Raw genomic sequence first — 2,500 nt, 5'->3', positions numbered from 1 at the left:
AGACCCGAAACCCGGCGATCTAGGCATGACCAGGATGAAGGTGGGGTAACACCCACTGGAGGTCCGAACCGATTAACGTTGAAAAGTTACCGGATGAGTTGTGTTTAGGGGTGAAAGGCCAATCAAGCCGGGAAATAGCTGGTTCTCCGCGAAAACTATTGAGGTAGTGCCTCGGATGAACACCCTAGGGGGTAGAGCACTGGATGGATGCGGGGGTCGCGAGATCTACCAATTCTAACCAAACTCCGAATACCTAGGAGTGATATCCGGGAGACAGACGGCGGGTGCTAAGGTCCGTCGTCAAAAGGGAAACAGCCCTGACCTACAGCTAAGGTCCCCAAGTCACGTCTAAGTGGGAAAGCATGTGGGAATCCCAAAACAACCAGGAGGTTGGCTTAGAAGCAGCCATCCTTTAAAGAAAGCGTAACAGCTCACTGGTCTAAATAAGGGTTCCTGCGGCGAAGATGTAACGGGGCTCAAGACGTGCACCGAAGCTTAGGGTGTGGATTTATCCACGCGGTAGCGGAGCGTTCCGTAAGCCTGTGAAGCGATCTGGTAATGGGTCGTGGAGGTATCGGAAGTGCGAATGCAGACATGAGTAGCGATAAAAAGGGTGAGATGCCCTTTCGCCGAAAGACCAAGGGTTCCTGCGCAAGGCTAATCCGCGCAGGGTGAGCCGGCCCCTAAGACGAGCCCGAAGGGGGTAGTCGATGGGAACCACGTTAATATTCGTGGGCCTGGTGGTGTGTGACGGATGGCGTGTGTTGTATGCTCTTATCGGATTGAGCATGCTTCGAAGCTGTCCCGGGAAATAGCCCCACCGTATAGACCGTACCCGAAACCGACACAGGTGGTCAGGTAGAGTATACCAAGGCGCTTGAGAGAAGTGTCCTGAAGGAACTCGGCAAATTGCCTCCGTACCTTCGGAAGAAGGAGGCCCTCACATTGCGCAAGCAGTATGAGGGGGCACAGGCCAGGGGGTAGCGACTGTTTAGCAAAAACACAGGGCTCTGCTAAGTCGGCTTCAAGACGACGTATAGGGTCTGACGCCTGCCCGGTGCCTGAAGGTTAAGTGGAGGGGTGCAAGCTCCGAAATGAAGCCCAGGTAAACGGCGGCCGTAACTATAACGGTCCTAAGGTAGCGAAATTCCTTGTCGGGTAAGTTCCGACCTGCACGAATGGCGTAACGACTTCCCCACTGTCTCCAGGACATGCTCAGCGAAATTGAATTCTCCGTGAAGATGCGGAGTACCCGCGGTTAGACGGAAAGACCCCGTGCACCTTTACTGCAGCTTCAGAGTGGCATTGGAAAATAACTGTGTAGCATAGGTGGGAGGCTTTGAAGCATCGGCGCCAGCTGATGTGGAGCCATAGGTGAAATACCACCCTGTTGTTTTTTAATGTCTAACCTCGATCCATGAAACTGGATCAGGGACCCTCTGTGGCGGGTAGTTTGACTGGGGCGGTCGCCTCCTAAAGAGTAACGGAGGCGCGCGAAGGTTGGCTCAGGCCGGTTGGAAACCGGCTGTTAGAGTGCAATGGCATAAGCCAGCCTGACTGCGAGACTGACAAGTCGAGCAGAGACGAAAGTCGGTCATAGTGATCCGGTGGTCCCTCGTGGAAGGGCCATCGCTCAACGGATAAAAGGTACGCCGGGGATAACAGGCTGATAACCCCCAAGAGCTCATATCGACGGGGTTGTTTGGCACCTCGATGTCGGCTCATCACATCCTGGGGCTGGAGCAGGTCCCAAGGGTTTGGCTGTTCGCCAATTAAAGTGGTACGTGAGCTGGGTTCAGAACGTCGCGAGACAGTTTGGTCCCTATCTGCCGTGGGCGTCGAAATTTGAGAGGAGTTGACCCTAGTACGAGAGGACCGGGTTGAACATACCTCTGGTGTACCTGTCGTCGTGCCAACGGCGCAGCAGGGTAGCTATGTATGGACGGGATAACCGCTGAAAGCATCTAAGCGGGAAGCCTCCCTCGAGATAAGATTTCTTAGGACGGTCGAAGACCACGACCTTGATAGGCCGGATGTGGAAGTGCGGTAACGCATGGAGCTAACCGGTCCTAATTGTCCTATTCGCGCTTGATGAGTCCCACCATCAACGACAGCCCTGGCTGTCGATGATCGGATGTTCATCTCACCTTGGTGCACCGATTTGAAAAACTTACCGCAGCACAGGCTTCATTGCTTGGTGGCTATAGCGTCTGTGACCCACCCGATCCCATCCCGAACTCGGCCGTGAAACCAGACAGCGCCGATGGTACTATCGCTTAAGCGATGGAAGAGTAGGTCGCCGCCAGGCATTGAAGCCTGTGCTCCGGTAAGGACAAACCCATTCACTCCCCTCTTGCTGGCCTCAGGCGCCTCGCGGAGCATGCACCTCCGCCTGCAAACCTGACCCACAAACCCTAGGTGGCGCGGGATGGAGCAGCCCGGTAGCTCGTCAGGCTCATAACCTGAAGGTCGTAGGTTCAAATCCTACTCCCGCAACCAA

At 54.9% G+C, this 2,500-nt stretch carries 1 tRNA gene and 2 rRNA genes (1 of these 3 cut by a window edge); all 3 read left to right on the top strand.

The features are described 5' to 3' along the window. Positions 1-2,093, top strand: a 23S ribosomal RNA gene (locus OMP43_RS22750) (it extends 698 nt beyond the left edge of the window). Positions 2,094-2,193: 100 nt separating this feature from the next. Further along, positions 2,194-2,308, top strand: a 5S ribosomal RNA gene (gene rrf, locus OMP43_RS22745). A 114-nt stretch (positions 2,309-2,422) separates the two neighbouring features. Then, positions 2,423-2,499, top strand: a tRNA-Met gene (locus tag OMP43_RS22740). Position 2,500: the final 1 nt, after the last annotated feature.

Origin of the sequence: Sphingomonas sp. CBMAI 2297, from assembly GCF_029870595.1 — a bacterium.
Lineage (GTDB): Bacteria > Pseudomonadota > Alphaproteobacteria > Sphingomonadales > Sphingomonadaceae > Sphingomonas.
The sequence above is the reverse complement of the archived record's forward strand: the minus strand, read 5'-3'. Positions and strand labels throughout refer to the sequence as shown.